Origin of the sequence: Bradyrhizobium sp. LCT2, assembly GCF_009931255.1 — a bacterium.
Lineage (GTDB): Bacteria > Pseudomonadota > Alphaproteobacteria > Rhizobiales > Xanthobacteraceae > Bradyrhizobium > Bradyrhizobium diazoefficiens.
The window spans coordinates 3036636-3055321 of sequence record NZ_CP034432.1 but is presented as its reverse complement, the minus strand read 5'-3'; the positions used below and the strand labels follow the sequence as shown (position 1 = coordinate 3055321).

The 18686-nt window shown below is 66.1% G+C and carries 17 protein-coding genes; 11 read left to right on the top strand and 6 right to left on the bottom strand.

Going from position 1 to position 18686, the window contains the following annotated elements; all coding sequences use genetic code 11:
* Position 1: 1 nt before the first annotated feature.
* On the bottom strand, positions 2 to 1033 hold the full coding sequence (locus EI171_RS14900) for a TRAP transporter substrate-binding protein (protein WP_028176203.1): 1032 nt from the start codon (positions 1031 to 1033) through the stop codon (positions 2 to 4).
* 353 nt (positions 1034 to 1386) lie between these two features.
* Complete coding sequence (locus tag EI171_RS14895) at positions 1387 to 1830, bottom strand: DoxX family protein (RefSeq protein WP_060908579.1); 444 nt, start codon at positions 1828 to 1830, stop codon at positions 1387 to 1389.
* 95 nt (positions 1831 to 1925) lie between these two features.
* On the opposite strand from EI171_RS14895, the gene EI171_RS14890 reads away from it, so the two are divergent.
* The 3 genes from EI171_RS14890 to EI171_RS14880 all read left to right on the top strand — a co-directional run bounded on the left by EI171_RS14890 (position 1926) and on the right by EI171_RS14880 (position 6359).
* Positions 1926 to 2846 carry a LysR family transcriptional regulator gene (locus EI171_RS14890; protein WP_038966458.1) on the top strand — a complete coding sequence of 307 codons (921 nt, stop codon included), beginning with the start codon at positions 1926 to 1928 and terminating at the stop codon, positions 2844 to 2846.
* Between the two features lie 145 nt (positions 2847 to 2991).
* The gene (locus EI171_RS14885) at positions 2992 to 4482 is read left to right on the top strand and encodes a caspase family protein (RefSeq protein WP_161533722.1); all 1491 of its coding nucleotides are present in this window, start codon (positions 2992 to 2994) and stop codon (positions 4480 to 4482) included.
* A 203-nt stretch (positions 4483 to 4685) separates the two neighbouring features.
* On the top strand, positions 4686 to 6359 hold the full coding sequence (locus tag EI171_RS14880) for a SulP family inorganic anion transporter (protein ID WP_161533721.1): 1674 nt from the start codon (positions 4686 to 4688) through the stop codon (positions 6357 to 6359).
* A 92-nt stretch (positions 6360 to 6451) separates the two neighbouring features.
* Here EI171_RS14880 and EI171_RS14875 read toward each other — a convergent pair whose 3' ends face one another.
* From EI171_RS14875 to EI171_RS14865, 3 genes are all read right to left on the bottom strand, one after another.
* Positions 6452 to 6814 carry a hypothetical protein gene (locus EI171_RS14875; protein ID WP_161533720.1) on the bottom strand — a complete coding sequence of 121 codons (363 nt, stop codon included), beginning with the start codon at positions 6812 to 6814 and terminating at the stop codon, positions 6452 to 6454.
* A 123-nt stretch (positions 6815 to 6937) separates the two neighbouring features.
* Positions 6938 to 8266: a Spy/CpxP family protein refolding chaperone gene (locus EI171_RS14870; protein ID WP_161533719.1), complete on the bottom strand. Its 1329-nt coding sequence runs from the start codon at positions 8264 to 8266 to the stop codon at positions 6938 to 6940.
* 105 nt (positions 8267 to 8371) lie between these two features.
* Positions 8372 to 9796, bottom strand: a complete 1425-nt coding sequence (locus tag EI171_RS14865; protein ID WP_161533718.1) for an FAD-binding oxidoreductase — start codon at positions 9794 to 9796, stop codon at positions 8372 to 8374.
* 85 nt (positions 9797 to 9881) lie between these two features.
* Here EI171_RS14865 and EI171_RS14860 point away from each other — a divergent pair, with 85 nt between their 5' ends.
* Entirely contained in the window at positions 9882 to 10388 is a 507-nt protein-coding gene (locus tag EI171_RS14860; protein ID WP_060908584.1) for a thioesterase family protein, read from the top strand.
* A 4-nt stretch (positions 10389 to 10392) separates the two neighbouring features.
* Here EI171_RS14860 and EI171_RS14855 read toward each other — a convergent pair whose 3' ends face one another.
* Positions 10393 to 10566, bottom strand: coding sequence for a DUF1328 domain-containing protein (locus EI171_RS14855; protein ID WP_011089300.1), 174 nt, complete (start codon positions 10564 to 10566; stop codon positions 10393 to 10395).
* Between the two features lie 237 nt (positions 10567 to 10803).
* Between EI171_RS14855 and EI171_RS14850 the strand changes: the two genes are divergently transcribed.
* From EI171_RS14850 to EI171_RS14820, 7 genes are all read left to right on the top strand, one after another.
* Entirely contained in the window at positions 10804 to 13377 is a 2574-nt protein-coding gene (locus EI171_RS14850; protein ID WP_161533717.1) for an ATP-dependent helicase, read from the top strand.
* A 94-nt stretch (positions 13378 to 13471) separates the two neighbouring features.
* Positions 13472 to 13888 (top strand): hypothetical protein, encoded by a 417-nt coding sequence (locus EI171_RS14845; RefSeq protein ID WP_063921531.1) that lies wholly within the window; start codon positions 13472 to 13474, stop codon positions 13886 to 13888.
* Positions 13888 to 14559 (top strand): OmpA family protein, encoded by a 672-nt coding sequence (locus tag EI171_RS14840; protein ID WP_028176214.1) that lies wholly within the window; start codon positions 13888 to 13890, stop codon positions 14557 to 14559. Before EI171_RS14845 ends, EI171_RS14840 begins: the two co-directional genes overlap by 1 nt.
* A gap of 174 nt (positions 14560 to 14733) precedes the next feature.
* Positions 14734 to 15252, top strand: a complete 519-nt coding sequence (locus EI171_RS14835) for an Mpo1-like protein (protein WP_161537003.1) — start codon at positions 14734 to 14736, stop codon at positions 15250 to 15252.
* Positions 15253 to 15281: 29 nt separating this feature from the next.
* Positions 15282 to 16313 (top strand): NAD-dependent epimerase/dehydratase family protein, encoded by a 1032-nt coding sequence (locus tag EI171_RS14830; RefSeq protein WP_161533716.1) that lies wholly within the window; start codon positions 15282 to 15284, stop codon positions 16311 to 16313.
* 27 nt (positions 16314 to 16340) lie between these two features.
* On the top strand, positions 16341 to 16967 hold the full coding sequence (locus EI171_RS14825) for an isoprenylcysteine carboxylmethyltransferase family protein (protein ID WP_011089305.1): 627 nt from the start codon (positions 16341 to 16343) through the stop codon (positions 16965 to 16967).
* A gap of 414 nt (positions 16968 to 17381) precedes the next feature.
* On the top strand, positions 17382 to 18686 hold the full coding sequence (locus EI171_RS14820) for a sorbosone dehydrogenase family protein (protein WP_161533715.1): 1305 nt from the start codon (positions 17382 to 17384) through the stop codon (positions 18684 to 18686).

Sequence of the window (18686 nt, the reverse complement as noted above, 5' to 3'; positions counted from 1 at the left end):
CTCAGGCTTGCGTCGCGCGGATGATGTCGATGACGGCCTTGGATTCCGGCCGCGCCTTGATGAAGTTCTCGTGCTGCGGCGCGACGCGCTTCTTGAACGCCTCGCGGTCGCATTCGGCCACCGTCACGCCCTTCTCGGTCAGGGCCGCCAGCGCCTCCTTCTCGACCGCAAGCCCATGAGCACGCGTGTCGATTGCGGCCTTCTTCGCGGCATCGAGAAATCCGTCGCGCAGCTTCGGATCCATGCGGTTGTAGGTCATGTCGCTGAAGTAGATCGCGAGCGGCGAGAAATTGTGCTGCGTCAGCGCGTAGAACTTTGCGGTCTCGAAGAACTTGCTGGCCAGGATCGTCGGCGGATCGTGCTCCAGCCCATCCAGCACGCCGGCCTGGAGCGCGGTGTAGATTTCGCCGAACGCCAGCGGCGTCGCGGCGGCGCCCATCAGGCGCAGGCATTCGGTGATGACGGGATTTGGCAGGGTGCGGATCTTGAGGCCGGCGAGATCCTCCGGCGTCTTCACCGGCTTCTTCGCCAGTACGCTGCGCGAGCCGAAATTATAGGCCCAGGCGATGATGCGGATGTTGCTGCCCTTGAGCAGCGCGTCCTCGATCGGCTTGGCGGCGCCGGCGTCGAACGCCTTGGTCTGCTGCGGGAAGCTCGAGAACAGAAAGCCGAGGTCGAAGGTGCCGACCAGCGGCGTCAGATTGGCCGAGATCGACGAGCCCGACACCATGAGGTCGATGACGCCGAGCTTCACCGAATTGATGACGTCGATCTCCTGGCCGAGCTGGTTGTCAGGGAAGAACGCGACCTCGACCTGCTCGCCGAGCCCGTTGCCCTTCAGGTTCTTGACGAGATTGTCATAGTAGACGCGGCCGTTGGCATATTTGGGATCGTTCGGCAGCGAGGAGGAGCATTTCAGCTTCAGCGTCGCGGCTTCGGCGCGGCCGATGATGGCGGGAGAGAGCACGAGGCCGGCGGTGACCGCCGCCGATGACTTGATGAACGCGCGACGGTTCACGGGCACGATGGTCATGGTGCGGTCTCTCCCGGTATTTTTTGTTCGCGTCCGCGATCGTTGCGTGCGGCCTTTGCTTGGACTGTATGGCCAAAGCGACGGCACAGGCAAGGGACGCGGCCGGGGCTGCCGTAATGACACGAGCGGCAGGCGCGTCGGCAGAAACCGCGGCGGAACGCCTGTATTTATAGGCGTTTTCGATCATGCCGCACGGCAGCGACAAGACCTGCCATGCAAGATTGACGCGGATCGATCCAATTCAGGTATGGATCAATGCCGAACGCAGATTGATTGGCCGCATGTGAAGCGGACAAAACGAAAGCCGCGGGATCTTGATCCCGCGGCTTCGCGTTTGAGCAGATGCCGTGACCTCAGCGCGAATGCGCGCCGCTGAGCTCGCCGGGTGCCGCCGCGACATCGCGGGACGGACGCAGCGCGTAGGCGCCGTCGCCGAGCAGGGCCTGCGCCGCGAGCGCGATCGCCCAGAAGGCGGGATATTCCCAGCCGCCCTTCGGATTGGTGAAGAAGAAGCCGGCGGCGCCGTGCACGGTGAAGATCGCGCCGAGCAGGATCGGGATGCCGGCCAGTGCCGCATAGCGGGTCCAGACACCGAGGATCAGCGCGACGCCGCTGAGAACTTCCACCGTCATGATGAGGTAGGCGAGTTCGGGCGGGAAGCCGAGGCTGCCGAAGAACTTTGCGGTCCCGGCCGGGGTGAAGACGAACAGCTTCAGGCCGGCGTGGGCGAGGAACAGCGCGCCCAGCGTCACGCGCAGCACGAGCGCGGCATAGGGAGCGGTACGGGAATCGATCATGGCGGTCTCCTTGTTGGAGACAGCTATGATCTATTCTCAATTGAATGATAATCCGCTATATTGGAATTATACCTCACACCATTAGAGTGAGATCAATGCTCGACCGGCTGACCAGCCTGGAAGTCTTCGCCAAGGTGGCGGCTATCGGCAGCCTGTCGGGCGCGGCCCGGGCCATGGGCTTGTCGCAGACCATGGTGACCAAGCATGTTGCCGCGCTCGAGGCCCGGCTCGGCACAAAACTGTTCCACCGGACCACGAGGCGGCTGTCCATCACCGAGGCCGGACGAAGCTATCTGGAATCCTCCGAGCGCATCCTCGCCGACATGGAGGCCGCCGACGCCGCGGTCGCGCGCGAGCGCGTCGAACCGCGCGGGCTGCTGCGGGTCAACGTGCCCGTCGTGTTCGGCACGCGGCAGATCGCGCCGGCGATCGCCGAGTTTTCGGAACGCCATCCCGAGGTCACCGTCGAGCTCGGCCTCAACGACCGCCTCGTCGATCTCGCCGAGGAAGGCTGGGACCTTGCGATCCGCATCGGCAAGCTGCGCGACTCCAGCATGGTGGCGCGAAAGCTCGCGCCGAACCGCCTCGTGGTTTGCGCGGCACCGTCCTATCTGGCGAAACACGGCACGCCGCGCCGCGTCGCCGACCTCGCCGCGCATAACTGCCTCGGCTACACGCTTTCGCAGCAGGCGAGCGCGGCGGAATGGCTGTTCGGCGTCGACGGCGAGATCCGTGTCCAGGTCAGCGGTACCTTGCGCGCCAACAATGGCGATGCGCTGCGCGCGGCAACATTGGCGGGCCTCGGCCTCGCCCGACAGCCGACCTTCATCATCGCCGACGACCTTCGCGCCGGCACGCTTCTGGCGCTTCCGCTCGACCAGCCGGAGATCCAGACCTCGGCCGTGCACGCGGTCTACCTGCCCGACCGCCGTCCGCCGGCCAAGGTGCGCGCCTTCATCGACTTTCTCGCCGCGCGTTTTGCGCCTGACCCGCCCTGGGACCGCGGCCTGTTCTGACGACGCACGGCCTGACGCGCCAGCTCCGACAGCTCCGCTGCCCATTTTGCCGCAGCGCGCAGCGTGATCCAGTGCACAGACAGGGTCATGGCGGACGACTAGAAAAGGTGACATCGTCGCGCCCATTGCCGATGGAGGTGACACCATGCGCCGTCCAGTGCTTTGTAATTTGTTCCTTGCCAGCAGCCTGCTTGCGCTCACGCAACTGATGACGCCGACGGAGGCCGCGGCCGAAGCGCGGCTCGCCCTCGTGATCGGCCAATCCGCCTATCGCACGGTACCGGAGCTGCCCAACGCCGCCAACGACGCCAAGGGCATGACCGAGCTGCTCGGCAATGCCGGCTTCACCGTCACCACGGCGGCCAACCTCGCGCAGAACGAGATGCGCACGGCGATCTCGGATTTCGCCGGCAAGGTCAGCGCCAGCGGCGCCGACACCGTCGCGCTGGTGTTCTACGCCGGCCACGGGCTTCAGATCGACGGCGAGAACTATCTGGTGCCGGTCGATCTCGATCCCAAGCGCGAAGCCGACATTCCGCTCCAGGGCGTGCGGCTGAACGACCTGCTCAACACGCTCGGCGCGCTGCCGACGCGGGCGCGCATCTTCATGCTCGACGCCTGCCGCAACAACCCGTTCCCGGCGCTGAGCGGCGCGGGCCACGGGCTTGCGATCGTCGACACCAAGGCGGGCGCACCCGGCTCGTTCATTTCCTATTCGACCTCGCCCGGCGCGGAAGCCGAGGACGGCTCCGGCATCGACAGCCCCTACACCGCCGCGGCGCTCTCGGTCGCAAAGCAACCGAACCTGCCGATCGAGGAAGTGTTCAAACGCATCCGCATCGCCGTGGCGCAATCGACCGACGGGCGGCAGATCCCGTGGGAAAGCTCCTCGCTGACGACCGACTTCAAGTTCTTCGGCGGCGAGAGCAGCAGCCAGCAGCCTGCCATTCCGGGCGCTTCCGCGATGGCGCTCGCCGGCGGCACGCGCAGCGTCGCGGACTGGCGCAAGGATTTGCAGGGCAAGGAGCCGAAGGTCGCCTATGAGCTCGTGATCGCCGACGACACCGCCGAGGCGTATCAGGCCTATATCGAGATGTACACGCAGGACGCCCGCACGCCGCGCCTGCGCACGGTGCTGGAGCGCCGGCGCCAGATGCTGGCCTGGGAGCGCGCGGTGGCGATCAACACCCGCGCCTCGTTCGAGGCTTACCTCGCGAACTGGGACAACAGCGATCTCGCCGCAACCGCGCGCAGGCTGCTGCTCCGTGTGCAGAACCGCAACTACGTCCTGCCCGCGACGGTCGCAGCCACGCCCGCTCCGGTCGCCGTTGCAATGGCGCCGACCTGCCCGTGCACGGCGCCATCGACACCGGCAACGCCGGTCAACCCGGTAGTGGCGCCCATTATCAAGAAGCGCGTCGACGACACCCCGCCGAAGCGCAAGGTGGTCGAGACGCCGCCGAAGCCACGCCGGCCGCCGCCTGACGAAGTGGTCTACGAGCGCGCGCCGCCGCCGGATCGTGGCCCGCCGCCCGGCGCCGTGATGCAAGGTATCGGCATCGGAATTGGCATCGGCATGGGCATGGGTGGTGGCGGCCGCGGCGGCGATTATCACAACGACCGCGGCCGGTACTGAAGGGGACTCGCGCGATACGGAGGACATATATGTCCTCCGTCATTGCGAGCGAAGCGAAGCAATCCAGACCACCGCCGTGGTGGGATTCCGGATTGCTTCGCTTCGCTCGCAATGACAACGGATGTAGAGAAATTGCGTCTGCCGCCTTCCAATCCGGAAATGCTGTAGTCTAATCGATCGACACAGGCTTTCCGGGGACCTCGATGCCGCACGATTCTCACGCCAAGCACGCATGGCCGCTCTTCCGCTCGCTCGCCTCTTACTCTCTGCCCGGCGACCTCATGGCGGGGCTGACCTTGGCGGCGATCGCGATCCCCGAGCAGATGGCTACCGCGCGGCTCGGCGGCTTTGCGCCGCAGATCGGCTTCTTCGCCTTCATGGCGGGCTCGCTCGGCTTTGCGCTGCTCGGCGGCAACCGCTTCCTGTCTTGCGGCGCGGACTCCACGATCACGCCGATCTTCGCCGGCGGGCTTGCGGCGCTGGCCGCAGTCGGCTCGCCGCAATATCAGGGGTTTGCTGTCGCGCTGGCGCTGATGGTCGGCGTGATGATGCTCGCCGGCGGCGCCTTCCGACTTGGCGGCATCGCCAACCTCCTGTCCGTGCCGGTCATGGTCGGCTTCCTCGCCGGCATCTCCGTCCATATCATCGTGTCGCAATTGCCCGGCGTGCTGGGACTGAAGTCACCGAGCGGGCCGACGCTCGATCGCATCGGCGTGCTCGCCGGCGAGCTCAGTCGCAGCAATCCCTTCACGCTGTGCATCGGCCTCGGTGTGCTCGCAACGGTCTTCGTCTCGGAGAAGATCAGCGCAAAGATTCCGGGGGCGCTGATCGGGCTCGTCGCCGCGACGCTGGCCACGATCGGTCTCGGCCTCGAAAGCGAGGGCGTCAGCGTCGTCGGCAGCGTGCCGGGGACGCTGCCGCGGCTCACCCTGCCCGAACTTGCGCCGGAGCATTGGGTGCATCTGGTATCGCTCGCCTTCGTGATCACGGTCGTGGTGATGGTGCAGACCGCCGCGACCACGCGCTCGTTCCCGTCCGATCCCGACAAGCCCGCCGATGTCGACCGCGATTTCCTCGGCGCCGGCGCCGGCAGCGTGCTGTCCGGCCTGTTCGGCGCCTTTCCCGTCAATGCCAGCCCGCCGCGGACGGGCATCGTCGCCGAGACCGGCGGGCAATCGCAGCTCGCGGGACTAGCGGCCGCGGCAATCGTGCTGGCGCTGCTCGCGTTCGGCACGGGACTGTTGCAGCACGTTCCTGACGCCGCGCTCGGCGGCATCCTGCTGTTCGTCGCGCTGCGCATCATCCGCGTGAAGCAGATCGTCACGATCTACCGCCAGTCCTTCAGTGAGTTCCTGCTGATCGCCGCCACCGCCGCGCTGATCATCGTGCTGCCGATCCAGCAGGGCGCGTTCCTCGGCATCATGCTGTCGCTGCTGCACGGCATCTGGAGCACCACGCGCGCCAGGCTGGTCGAGTTCGAGCGCGTGCCGGGCACCACGATCTGGTGGCCCGCGCATCCGCACATCGCCGGCGAGCGCATCGAAGGCGTTGCCGTGATCGGGCTGCAGGCGCCGCTGTCCTTCCTCAACGCCCCGGGTTTCCGCAGCGACGTGACCAAGGTGCTCGGCGCGGCGACGCCGCAACTGCTGGTGCTGGAAGCGAGCGGCATGGTCGAGATCGACTTCACCGCCGCGCAGATTTTGCTCGACGTGTTCAAGGCGTGCAGCGAACAGGGCGTCACGGTCGCACTGGCGCGGCTGGAATCGGTCCGCGCCCAGAACGCGTTCGAACGCTTCAGATTGTTCGACGCCCTGCCCCGCGATCACGTCTTCCACAGCGTGGACGAGGCGGTGCGCAAGCTGGCGAAAGTGCAATAGGCTGGGGAGTCCCACCGTGGAAACACCCTCTCCCCAACCCTCGCCCGCAAGCGGGGGAGGGAGCGCAACTTCAATGCGTCAACAGTCAGCCATCACTGCAGCAGCGTGGGGTGATCCCGCTGGATCGTTTCGCGAATCCAGCTGGCATGGATCGCACGAAACAGGATCTGCGCCGTCTTGAGATCGTTCGCCATCATGCAGAGATCGACGATGCGATGGACCGCATCATCGCGCATCAATCCGTCCGAGATCTTCATCGCGATTTCCATCGCAACCTTGGCCGCGCGCTCGTAACGCCCGCTCTCGCGCTTGTCGTTGCGCGCGGAACCTGCCGCGCTCAACGCCGCGGCCTCACAGATGGCGCGGATACGCGCGGCGGCCTCGATGTCGCCGAGCGGCCCTTCGATCGTCTCGTCCCAGATGTCCGCCGCGTTCTGCCTCGCGAACCACTTCATCGCCCCACCACCCACGGTCTTCCAGCCGCTGTATCACCGTTCTTCAGGCTCGCTTGAGCATAGAGAGGCCTATCGAAATCGGCGAGGCAATTTTTCCGCTACGCTCCCTGGCTCGATACGCATTCACGACGTCCGACGTGGCCCGATGGCCTCGAACTGTGCCTTCTGTTCGTCATTCAGCGTGCCGTAGAAATCCTCCAGCGCTGCGCGAACCGACTTGACGCCGTCGAGCATCAGGTCGAGCCGCTTGCGTACCGCGACCATTCGCGCCGGCGGCGTCATCGCGTCGTTGGGCTGGCAGGCCGCCTTGAGCGATGCGCTGACCCTGGCGCTGGTATCCTGAAGCACCTGTAGAGCAGCGCGCTGGGTGTCGTTGGGGTGCAGCCGCGCCTCGATGTCGGCGCCGGGCCAATCGAGCGCAGCAGACGCACCGCAATTCTGGACCAGCGATCCCTCGGTGTTGCTGGAAGCTGTCGCACGACGCTGGTCGTCAGCCAGCGCATTGAAGCGCGCCTTCTGCTCGTCCGTGAGCGAGCCGTAGAACTTATCCAGGGCGGGCTGAACGAGATCGACGGCTTTCGCCATCGCCTCGATGCGCTGCTGCATCGCTGCCAGCCGACCGGGCGCCGTCGCGGCGACCTGCGCCGGGCAGGACGCGCGGATCATGCCCGCCGCCAGGATCGAGGCGTTGCCGAGCTCGTCGAGGCTTGCGCCTTGCGCCTCGCTCGGCTGCACCGCGGCGGCGATCTGGTCGATCGGCAGACCGACGATCTCGCGGCGGTCGCTGCCGCAAAGCTGATCCAGCGCAACGCCGCGCGCTTGCCGCCGTCCCGGCGGCCGCTGCGGCAGATAGGCCGAAAGACCGTCATAGCCATAGGGCCCGAAGATGCCGGCATAGATGTCCGGGTAGCCGTAGCCCCAGAAGCCGAGACCGTCGCCCCAGATCGTGTAGTCGTAGAGATCGTTATAGGCGAACGGCCAGAACAGCGGTCCGACCCAGCCATAACCGCCGCCCGGATGTTGCCACCATCCGCTGCTGGCGCCATGCCAGCCGGCGAGCGCGGCCGCCGCTGCGATCTGGGCTCGCGCCGCCGGATTACCGATCAGACGGCCGTTGCGGAAGGCGCTGGAATGCGCGTTGAGGGCGTTGCGGAAATTCGCCGGGCGCACGGCCGCATTGCGCATCTGACCGAAGTTCGGACCACCATGCCGAGCTCCCGTTGCGAAGCGCGGTCCGCCATGATGTCCGCCGCCATGCGCATGCCCGAAGCCATGACCGCCAAAATGGCCGCCGCCACCATGGTGGCCACCGCCATGCCCGCCGCCATGACCGCCTCCGTGCCCACCGCCATGACCGCCACCGCCATGGCCGCCACCGCCCTTCCCCAGAGCCGTGCCCGCCAGCATGCAGGCAAGCGCCATCACGGCAATTCCAATGACCGGTCGCAACATCGCATCCTCCCCGCAGAGCCGCGCCATTGAGGCATCGGAAGTTGACGGGAATTGGAACCAGCCTGGCGGCCGAAAGTTCCGCGACCGCGACGCAGCAGGGGCGCGCTACGCCTCCGGCACGATCTTGCCGGGATTGAAGATATTCAGCGGGTCGAGCGCCTGTTTCAGCGCCCGCATCGCGTCGAGCGCCTCGGGGCCAAGCTCGGCCTTGAGATATTTCTGCTTGCCCTGGCCGATGCCGTGCTCGCCGGTGCAGGTGCCGTCCATCGCCTGCGCGCGCTCGACCAGACGATGCATGAACTCCTCGCCGCGCGCCATCTCGTCGGCATCGTTGGTGTCGCAGACCAGCGAGCAGTGGAAATTGCCGTCGCCGACATGCCCGACGATCGGCGACAGCAAATTGAGCCGCTTGAGATCTTCCTCGGTTTCGCCGACGCATTCGGCGAGCCGCGAGATCGGCACGCAGACGTCGGTTGCGACCACGCCGATGCTGTCGCCGGGCCGCAGCGCCTTGACGGACCAATAGGCATCGTGCCGGGCCTGCCACAGCTTGGTGCGATCCTCCGGCTTGGTGGTCCAGGAGAAGTCGCCGCCGCCGCATTCCTTTGCGATCTCGCCGAAGGCCTTGGACTGCTCGGCGACCTCGATCTCGCTGCCGTGGAATTCCATCAGTAGCAGCGGCGTCTCCGGCAGCGTCAGCTTGGAATAGGCGTTGCAGGCCTTCACCTGCGCGGCGTTGAGCAGCTCGATGCGCGCCACGGGAATGCCGGTCTGGATCGCCAGGATCACGGCCTGACACGCCCCATGCACCGTCTCGAACGACACCGCGCCGGCCGCGATGGTCTCGGGGATGCCGCGCAGGCGGATGGTCAGTTCCGAGATGATGCCGAGCGTGCCCTCGGCGCCGACGAACAGATGCGTCAGGTCGTAGCCGGCGGATGATTTCTTGGCGCGCGTGCCTGTCGTGATGATCTCGCCGTCGCCACGCACCACCTTCAGCGCCAGCACGCTGTCGCGCATGGTGCCGTAGCGCACCGCATTGGTGCCGGAGGCGCGCGTCGAGGCCATGCCGCCGAGCGAAGCGTCCGCGCCGGGATCGATCGGGAAGAACAGGCCCTGGTCGCGCAGATGCTCGTTGAGCGCCTTGCGGGTGACGCCGGGCTGGATCACACAGTCGAGATCCTCGGTGTGAACCGCGAGCACCTTGTTCATGTCGCGCAGGTCGATCGAGATGCCGCCAGCGGGCGCATTGACCTGGCCCTCCAGCGAGGTGCCGGTGCCGAAGGCGATCACGGGCACGCGGTTCCTGGCGCAGATGCGCACCACGTCCTGGATGTCGGCGGTCTCCTGCGCCATCACCACGCCGTCGGGCGGCTGGTTGGGAATCCATGTGGTGGTATGGCCGTGCTGCTCGCGGACGGCCTGCGAGGTGATGAGGCGGTTGCCGAAGCGTGCGGCAAGCTGCTCCAGTGCGCTCGCGAGGGCTTTCGGCTCCGGCCGCGGCGGATTATTGGTGATGGTCGTACCCACGGAAATTCCTCCGACAGAAGAACCGTGGCAAAGGACATCTAACCGGTCAAGTCAAGCGACCGGACGCATAGCTAGGGAAGGACACATGCCGGAGAGTGCCACTGCTGCGCCCAAGGCCGAGCCGTTCAGCGCCTCGATCATGCAGATCGAGCCGCAATGGATCGACTATAATGGCCATCTCAACATGGCCTATTACAACGTGATGTTCGACCGGGCGATCGACGAGTTCTGGCTCGAGCTCGGCATAGGTCCTACTTACAAGAAAGAGCGTCACGGCTCGACCTTCACTGCCGAATGCCATGTGCGCTATCTGCGCGAGATCCATCTCGGCGATCCCGTGCGGATCCTGGTGTGGCTGCTGGAGGCCGACGACAAGCGGCTGCATACGTTCGAGGAGATGAGGCACGCCACCGAAGGCTGGCTGTCCGCGACGTCCGAAAACATGTCGCTGCACATGGACATGAAGGCGCGGCGCGTTGCGGCGTTTCCGCCCGACATCCAGCAGCGCATCGCGGGGGTGGCAAGGGCCCACGGCGCCTTGGCCCGGCCCGAGGGCATCGGCCGCAGCGTGGCGATGCCCTCGAAGCGTTAGGCGCCTATATCCTGGTGCGGCCGCGGGCGAGGCCGACCACGGCCGAAACCAGGAACAGCACGACCGCGATGAAGAAGATGATCTTGGCGATTTCGATCGAAGCGCCGGCGATGCCGCCAAAGCCCAGGATACCGGCGATCAGTGCGATAACCAGAAACGTCACAACCCAGCCAAGCATGGTCAAATCCTCGTCTTGATGTTTGTCTGCGTCGGCGCGGCTGGCCGCGCCACCTGTCCAGACAATCTCGACGCGGGAACGATGGTTCCTGCCCACGCTAGGCGGAAATTCGCAGGGTCGGAGGAACAAATCGGCCCCCCGCGTACGTGGAAAACCCTGCACCGCCGCCCCATATAGGGACCAATCCCTGTTATGAAGGCTCCCTCCCGTCACCCCGCGGTGCCATCGTGGGGCCAAATGATTCGCATGACCGAGCCGAGCAAGATCACAAGCGTCCCCGACCACCAGCCCGCAGCCGGCGGCATCGCCGCGCGTGCGCGCGCCTCGGTAGGCCCGAAATATCTGTCCGGGCTCAATCCCGAGCAGCGCGAGGCGGTGGAGACGCTGGACGGCCCGGTCCTGGTGCTGGCCGGCGCCGGCACCGGCAAGACGCGCGTGCTGACCACGCGCATCGCCCACATCCTGAGCCAGGGCCGCGCCCGCCCCGCCGAGATCCTGTCGGTGACCTTCACCAACAAGGCCGCGCGCGAGATGAAGCACCGGCTCGGCCAGATGCTCGGCCACGCGGTGGAAGGCATGCCGTGGCTCGGCACCTTCCACTCGATCGGCGGCCGCATCCTGCGCACCCATGCCGAGCTGGCGCAGCTCAAGTCGAACTTCACCGTGCTCGATGTCGACGACCAGGTCCGGCTGCTGAAGCAGCTGCTTCAGGCCGAGAACATCGACGACAAGCGCTGGCCGGCGCGCATGCTGGCCGGCCTGATCGACGGCTGGAAGAACCGCGGCCTGACGCCGTCGCAGGTGCCCTCAGGCGAAGCCGCTGTCTTCGCCAACGGCAAGGGCGGCAAGCTCTATGCGAGCTATCAGGAGCGGCTGAAGATCCTGAACGCCGCCGATTTCGGCGACCTGCTGCTGGAGAACATCCGCATCTTCCGCGAGCACCCGGATATCCTGCGGCAGTACCAGCAGCGTTTCAAATACATCCTGGTGGACGAATATCAGGACACCAACGTCGCGCAATATCTGTGGCTGCGGCTGCTGTCGCAGGCGCCGTCCCCCAAGGCCGTCATTCCGGGGCGCGTCGAAGACGCGAACCCGGAATCTCGAGATTCCGGGTTCGATGCTGCGCATCGCCCCGGAATGACGGAGCAAGCCGTCGGCGCGCCGATGGCCACGTCTCACGTCAAAAACATCTGCTGCGTCGGCGACGACGACCAGTCGATCTATGGTTGGCGCGGCGCCGAGGTCGACAACATCCTGCGCTTCGACCACGATTTCCCCGGCGCCAAGGTGATCCGCCTCGAGCGCAACTACCGCTCCACCGGCCACATCCTCGCCGCCGCCTCGCATTTGATCGCGCACAATGAAGGTCGGCTCGGCAAGACGCTGCGCACCGAGGACCAGGACGGCGAGAAGGTCACGGTCACGGGCTCCTGGGATTCGGAGGAGGAAGCGCGCGGCATCGGCGAGGAGATCGAGCAGATCCAGCGCCAGGGCGAGAAGCTGAACGAGATCGCGATCCTGGTGCGCGCGTCCTATCAGATGCGCGAGTTCGAAGACCGTTTCGTCACGCTCGGCCTGCCCTATCGCGTGATCGGCGGCCCGCGCTTCTACGAGCGCGCCGAAATCCGCGACGCGCTGGCTTATCTTCGCGTCATCAACTCGCCGGCCGACGATCTCGCCTTCGAGCGCATCGTCAACACGCCCAAGCGCGGCCTTGGCGATGCCACCGTGCAGATGCTACACGACCACGCCCGCAAGCGCCGCATTCCGCTGTTCGAGGCGGCGCGTGCGGTGGTCGAGACCGACGAGCTGAAGCCGAAGGCGCGCGGCTCCTTGCGCGACCTCGTCGCCCAGTTCGACCGCTGGCGCGCCCAGCGCGAAGTCACCGCGCATACCGACCTCGCCCAGATCGTGCTCGACGAGAGCGGCTACACCGAGATGTGGCAGAAGGACCGTTCGGCGGACGCCGCGGGCCGGCTCGAAAACCTCAAGGAGCTGGTGCGCTCCATGGAGGAGTTCGAGAACCTGCAAGGGTTCCTCGAGCACATCTCGCTGGTGATGGACCGCGACGGCGGCGCCGAGGAGGACGCGGTGTCGCTGATGACGCTGCATTCGGCCAAGGGGCTCGAATTCGACAACGTGTTCCTGCCGGGCTGGGAGGAAGGCCTGTTCCCGAGCCAGCGTACGCTGGACGAACAGGGCCGCGCCGGCCTCGAGGAAGAGCGCCGGCTCGGCCATGTCGGCCTGACCCGGGCGCGGCGCCGCGCCATGATCTATTTCGCGACCAACCGCCGGATCCACGGCACCTGGACGACCACGATCCCGTCGCGCTTCCTCGACGAATTGCCGGCGGCCAATGTCGAGATCACGGAATCCAAGGGTGGCTCGGCCTGGGGCGGAACCGGCGGCTACGGCGCCTCCCGCTTCGACGACATGGAGGCGTTCGGCTCCAGCTATACGACGCCGGGCTGGCAGCGGGCGCAGGCCAACCGCAACCGGGGCGGCGGCCGCACCGGCGCCGGCGGCCACGGCAGCTTCGAGGAAGAGGCCGCGACGTTCTCGTCCTCCTCGTCTTCCGGACCGGATTTCGGCAGCTTCTCCTCGCGCCGGCGCGGGCCGATGACGATCGAGGGCGAGCTGGTCGCCAAATCCACCGGCACGACCTCGGAATTCTCGCTCTCCGACCGTGTCTTCCACCAGAAATTCGGCTACGGCCGCGTCACCAAGATCGACGGCAACAAGCTCACCATCGCCTTCGACAAGGCCGGCGAGAAGAAGGTCGTGGACAGCTTCGTGCAGCGGGCGTGAGCAGGCCTTGCCGTGTTGCGGCGGCGTTACGCCGCCGTGTTTCTTCCCACCACGCCCCTTGACCACCGCGAACTTCCCCGTATCAGATGCGCCCATGGTCCGGGGCTCCATCACACTGATCTTGCTGGCATTGGGTATGCCGTCGCTCGCGGCGGCGGAGACCATGAGCTTTGGCGATTCGATCGGGCTGCTGGCCAAGAGCTGCGGCGCGGAAATCGTCGCCAATTGCCGCGGCGTCAATCCGGACTCGACCCGCCTGAAGGAGTGCCTGTCCCGCAACCGCGACGTGCTCTCCCAGCAATGCCAGAGCGACTATCTCGGCGCCTTCGACGCCATCCAGAAGCGCGTCGCCGCACGCGTCACGGTGGCGAACGCCTGCCAGCGCGAGATCGTCAAGGTCTGCGGCGGCTCGACCAAGGAGACCAGCAAGTCGATCCCCTGCCTGGTCTCGACGCCCAAGGGCATCAGCAACAACTGCCTGAAGGCCGTGGACGACGCGGGGTATCGATGATGCGCGCGAAGGGGCTTTCCACCGCGGGAATCGGCATCGCGCTCGGCATGGCTTTGCTCGCGGGCGCAGCCAGCGCGCAGACGACGCCGCCGACCCGTGACGACATCGTCGGCAAGCTGAACCATTTCGAAGAGGCCGCCGAAATCGACCTTCCCGCGCTGAAGCAGCAGGTGATGGAGCGCGCCAAGGCCAGGATCAAGAACGATCCGGGTCCGGTGAACCGGCCGCCGATCGCGCCGGATCTCGCCAAGCTGCCCGCCTTCAACGCGCAGATCCAGTTCGACGCCGACACGCCGATCATCCAGCCGGCGTCCTACCAGACCGTCGGCCGCATCGCGGATGCGCTGGTTCATGCCTCGCTGCTGCCCTACACCTTCCTGATCGTCGGCCATGTCGAATCCAACGCGAAGACGCGCGAGGCCAACGCGATCCTGAGCCAGCGCCGGGCGGACGCGATCCGCGACGTGCTGGTGAACACGTTTAAGATCTCGACCAAGCGGCTGCACCCGATCGGCCTCGGCGAGGAGCAGTTTCTCGACCGCGCCAAGCCGACCTCGGCCGCCAACGGCCAGCTGCAAATCCTGACCTTTGCCAAGGTACCGGAGGAGGCACCCGCGCATCCGGCTGCGGCACCTGCGCCTGCGGCGAAAAAGCCCGCCAAGAAGCGCTGACGAGGCGCGCCTCGGCGCCTGACGGAACCCATTGAAGTCCTGACCGTTTTGTGACCTGTTTCACAGTGCGACAGCACGGTTTTGCGCGACAATAGTGGCGGTTTGTGCACTGCCCTATCAGGTGCTATAGGCTCTGGTTCGTCCTTCCCCAACCCTGTGCTGCATGAGACCAAGATGGGTGGCTTGTTCCAACGCCAACTTGCCGTTTACGTCGAGTACCATCGCGATCCGCGGAATACGGCGATGCATGTGGTCGGCATCCTCTTGCTGTTCACCGGCGCCGTGCTGCCGCTGACGTTGGTGAAGGTGCCGCTGTTCGGAACGGAACTCAGCCTGGCGGTCATCCTGGCATTGCCGGTTCTGATCTATTGGCTGCTGCTCGACATGGCGCTCGGGGTCGGCATTCTGGCCGTCTCCGTCGTGCTGTTTTCGATCGCGACGACCATTTCGACGCAAGTCAGCACCATGACGATGTGGGCGATTTTCGCCGCGCTGGTCGTGCTCGGCCTCGCCGCGCAGACCATCGGCCACAAGGTTTTTGAGGGGCGCGAAGCCTCGTTATTCACGTTTCCGTCGCATCTTTTGCTGGGACCGATGTTTGTCATGGCAAAATTATTCATTGCACTGGGCTTCCGTCGCGACCTTGCCGCGATTCTGGCGCCTCTTCCGACCAATTCCCTTTCAACCCGATAGCTCTAGAAGCGAAACAGCAAACCTTCTTCATGGCTCTCGTACTGGTTACCGGTGGCAGCGGCTTCATCGGACATCATCTCGTAGAATCGCTCCGCGCCCGTGGGCAGCGGGTGCGTGTTCTCGATGTCCGGCCGCCGGCCGCCGCCAATACCGACGTCGACTATGTTCACGGCTCGGTGCTGGACGGCGCCGCGGTCGATGCCGCGCTGGCCGGCGTCGATCAGGTCTATCACCTTGCCGGCCTGCCCGGCATGTGGGTTGCCAACAAGCAGGACTTTCACGACGTCAATTTCCGCGGCACCGAGGTCGTGCTGGCGGCTGCGATGAAGCGCGGCGTGTCGCGCTTCCTGCATTGCTCGACGGAATCGATCCTGTTCCCCTATACCGACCTCGACGGCGCTCCAGCCGAAGAGGCGCTCCAGCCGGCCGACGCGATGCCCGGCGCCTATACGCGGTCGAAGTCGCTCGCCGAGCATCACGCCGCGAAGGCCGCGGCCAGTGGCTTTCCGCTCGTGATCGGCACGCCGACCATGCCGATCGGAGCTGCCGACCACAACCTGACGCCGCCGACGGCGATGCTCTGGTACTTCCTCCAGAAGAAAGTGCAGCCGCACCTCAACTTCCTGGTCAATCTCGTCGATGTCCGCGACGTCGCCATGGGCCTCGTGCTGACCATGGAGCGCGGCCGCCTCGGCCAGCGCTACATCCTCGGCGGCGACTGCGTCCCGCTGGGCCGCATCCTGCGGATGATGTCGGCGATGAGCGGCCGCCGCCAGTTCCCGATCGTCGTGCCTGGCAAGATCGCTGAGCTCTCCGGCATCATGCTCGAATATCTATCCGACAACTTCACGCGCCGGCCGCCCAACGGCACCGCCGAGGGCGTGCGCATTGCGCTCGCCGCGAGCGATCTCTCGATCGGCAAGGCGCGAACCGAGCTCGGCTACTCGCCGCGCCCGATCGAGCCGGTCCTGCGCGAAACCATCACCCATCTGCTCGCCCGCGGCGGCGTGCAGCCCTCCGGCGCCATCAAGCAACACGCGCTCTCCTCGCGCGCTGGCTAAAGCCGCCGCCTAACGCAAAGAACCTTCATGTCCTTCGATTTCAGCAAGCTTCTCTCTGTCGCCTGGGGTGGCTGGACCACGACCTGGCCGACGCAACTGCTCGCCCTGATCTGGCTCGCCTGGCTCGCCAGCTGGGTCGGCGCCTCGTTCTGGCAGGGCCGCACGCAAAAGCAGGTGATGACCCTGGAGTCCGGCCGCTATCGCATCCCGATTCTGGTCGGCGGCATCCTGTTCACGCCGTGGACCGCCGAAGTGCTCGGTGAGAAGCCGCTCTGGGTGTTCAGCAACACCGGCGTCTACATCGTCGCGCTGATCGTGCTCGCCGGCATCTCCTTCACCTGGTGGGGACGGCTGCATCTCGGAAAATTCTGGTCCAACACCATCACCCACAAGGAAGACCACCGCGTCATCGACACCGGCCCGTACGGCATCGTGCGTCATCCGATCTACACCGGCCTGATCGCCGGCATGCTGGCGACCGGCATCGCGGTCGGGACGGTGACCGCGATCCTCGGCGCGATCCTGATCTCGCTCGGCATGTGGCAGAAGGGGCGGATGGAAGAGGTGTTCCTGTCGAAGGAGCTCGGCGAGGACGCCTACGGCGCCTATTGCCGCCGCGTGCCGATGATCATCCCGTTCCTGTCGCCGCGGTGACGTAACAAGCCCGCCATATCCTTCGATGTCGTCCTGGCGAAAGCCAGGACCCATTACCCCAAGGAAGAGTTTGGCGAAGACTTGTCGTTCGGTACTCCTACTACCCCAATCGATAGACCTCGCGGCATGGGTCCTGGCTTTCGCCAGGACGACGTTGAGGAGGCAGCGTGCGCCACTGCATCGGCGCCTGCATCATTGCCATGCAAATTCGGCGTGCTGCCATCCGCGCCATAAACGGCCCGATCCGAGCCCGCACAGGTTGACCTTTTTACCGCCACCCAGTTGGATGCGCGTGCAATGAGGCACGACGACATCCATCGTTGACCTGGAGAGGTCGACGATCAGGCCTGGGCCCGCGCGGGGCCTGGAGCAATCCGGCGTTGGACTGTGCCGCAGGTTCGACAGGGGCTTCTCATGACCTTTTCCAGCATTTTTGCGCAGCTCGTTGCGCTTCTCGGCGGCATCGCTCTGCAATGGCGGAAGCTGTCCGGCACAGAGCCTGCGCCCGCATGGGGCCAGACGCCCGCCATTCCCGAGGCAAAGCCGCAAGGCGCGATCCCGACGCTGAAGATGCCGACCGCCCGCGGCTGGAGCGAGGGCCAGAAGCCGACCGTCGCGCCCGGGCTCAAGGTCAATGCGTTCGCAACCGGCCTCGACCATCCGCGCTGGATCGAGGTGCTGCCAAATGGCGACGTGCTGATCGCGGAAGCGACCCAGATCGCGGGGCCGCCGCGATCCGTGTTTCACTACGCGATGCAGGCGACGATGCGGCGTGCCGCGGCGCTCGGCGTGTCCGCCAACCGCATCACGCTGCTGCGCGACAAGGACGGCGACGGCGTCGCCGAAGTTCGCGGCGCCTTCATGGAGAACCTCAGCCAGCCGTTCGGCATGGCGCTGGTCGGCGACACCTTCTATGTCGGCAACACCGACGGCGTGATGGCCTTCCCCTATGTCGCCAATGCCGACCGCATCACTGCGCCGGGCAAGCGGCTCACCAATTTCAAGCCGAGCGGCCACTGGACGCGCAGCCTGCTCGCCAGTCCCGACGGCAGGAAGCTCTATGCCGGCGTCGGCTCGCTCAGCAACATCGCCGAGATGGGCATGGAGGTCGAGGAAGGCCGCGCCGCGGTCTATGAGCTCGACCTCGCCGCCGGCACGCATCGCATTTTTGGTGCCGGCCTGCGCAACCCGGTGGGCCTTGCCTGGGAGCCAACGACCGGCGTGCTCTGGACCGTCGTCAACGAGCGCGACGGGCTCGGCGACGAGACGCCGCCGGACTATCTCACCTCGGTGCGTGACGGCGGCTTCTATGGCTGGCCCTATTGCTACTGGGGCAAGACGGTGGACGACCGCGTGCCGCAGGATCCGGCAATGGTCGCCAAGGCGCTCACGCCGGACTATGCGCTGGGCGGCCACACCGCTTCGCTCGGCCTGTGCTGGATGCCCGCAGGCACGCTGCCGGGTTTCCCCGACGGCATGGTGATCGGCCAGCACGGCTCGTGGAATCGCAGCAAGCTGTCCGGCTACAAGCTGGTGTTCATCCCGTTCGAGAACGGCAAGCCCTCCGGCCCCGGTCGCGACATCCTGTCGGGCTTCCTGTCCCCCGACGAGAAGGAATCCTACGGCCGCCCGGTCGGCGTCGTGATCGGCCCCGACAAGAAGTCGCTGCTGATGGCCGACGACGTCGGCAACGTGATCTGGCGCGTCACCGGCGCGTAA

Coding starts and splice junctions, on each gene's coding strand:
- EI171_RS14830 (WP_161533716.1), top strand. CDS start 15,282: ATGGCTCTCGTACTGGTTACCGGTGGCAGCGGCTTCATCGGACATCAT.
- EI171_RS14870 (WP_161533719.1), bottom strand. CDS start 8,266: ATGTTGCGACCGGTCATTGGAATTGCCGTGATGGCGCTTGCCTGCATG.
- EI171_RS14835 (WP_161537003.1), top strand. CDS start 14,734: ATGGGTGGCTTGTTCCAACGCCAACTTGCCGTTTACGTCGAGTACCAT.
- EI171_RS14845 (WP_063921531.1), top strand. CDS start 13,472: ATGGTCCGGGGCTCCATCACACTGATCTTGCTGGCATTGGGTATGCCG.
- EI171_RS14895 (WP_060908579.1), bottom strand. CDS start 1,830: ATGATCGATTCCCGTACCGCTCCCTATGCCGCGCTCGTGCTGCGCGTG.
- EI171_RS14890 (WP_038966458.1), top strand. CDS start 1,926: ATGCTCGACCGGCTGACCAGCCTGGAAGTCTTCGCCAAGGTGGCGGCT.
- EI171_RS14885 (WP_161533722.1), top strand. CDS start 2,992: ATGCGCCGTCCAGTGCTTTGTAATTTGTTCCTTGCCAGCAGCCTGCTT.
- EI171_RS14850 (WP_161533717.1), top strand. CDS start 10,804: ATGATTCGCATGACCGAGCCGAGCAAGATCACAAGCGTCCCCGACCAC.
- EI171_RS14840 (WP_028176214.1), top strand. CDS start 13,888: ATGCGCGCGAAGGGGCTTTCCACCGCGGGAATCGGCATCGCGCTCGGC.
- EI171_RS14860 (WP_060908584.1), top strand. CDS start 9,882: ATGCCGGAGAGTGCCACTGCTGCGCCCAAGGCCGAGCCGTTCAGCGCC.
- EI171_RS14900 (WP_028176203.1), bottom strand. CDS start 1,033: ATGACCATCGTGCCCGTGAACCGTCGCGCGTTCATCAAGTCATCGGCG.
- EI171_RS14875 (WP_161533720.1), bottom strand. CDS start 6,814: ATGAAGTGGTTCGCGAGGCAGAACGCGGCGGACATCTGGGACGAGACG.
- EI171_RS14820 (WP_161533715.1), top strand. CDS start 17,382: ATGACCTTTTCCAGCATTTTTGCGCAGCTCGTTGCGCTTCTCGGCGGC.
- EI171_RS14855 (WP_011089300.1), bottom strand. CDS start 10,566: ATGCTTGGCTGGGTTGTGACGTTTCTGGTTATCGCACTGATCGCCGGT.
- EI171_RS14825 (WP_011089305.1), top strand. CDS start 16,341: ATGTCCTTCGATTTCAGCAAGCTTCTCTCTGTCGCCTGGGGTGGCTGG.
- EI171_RS14880 (WP_161533721.1), top strand. CDS start 4,686: ATGCCGCACGATTCTCACGCCAAGCACGCATGGCCGCTCTTCCGCTCG.